Genomic DNA, 214 nt, shown 5'->3' with positions numbered 1-214 from the left:
TCAGAGCCGGATTCAGGCAAAAAGGTGCCCTTAACCGGGTCGCGTACAGTGCGACCGGCTACGGGTTTAACAATCATAAGGTTTACTCCGGGAAGTTGATTGAAACTACGGGTTCGGTAGTGCCATCTGGCATGGCGATCGTGACATCCATACCGTCTAATCTGTCGGCATTAATGGGATAGAAGTCTTCCGGCCCCTGGTAATACTCGATATC

Annotated in this window: 1 protein-coding gene and 1 pseudogene; both read right to left on the bottom strand. The window is 50.9% G+C overall.

Annotation, left to right across the window (positions count from 1 at the left end; all coding sequences use genetic code 11):
* Window positions 1–77, bottom strand: a 77-nt coding sequence (locus V2A85_RS24825) for a DUF2635 domain-containing protein (RefSeq protein WP_420072701.1), incomplete at its 3' end; no start/stop codon positions are given.
* Between the two features lie 5 nt (window positions 78–82).
* Window positions 83–214, bottom strand: a pseudogene (locus V2A85_RS24820) (ATP-binding protein); the annotation flags it as partial.

This window comes from Yersinia sp. 1252 StPb PI (assembly GCF_048593885.1).
Classification (GTDB): Bacteria; Pseudomonadota; Gammaproteobacteria; order Enterobacterales; family Enterobacteriaceae; genus Yersinia; species Yersinia enterocolitica_E.
Note: the sequence above shows the minus strand (reverse complement) of the source record. Positions and strands in the feature narration are given on the sequence as shown.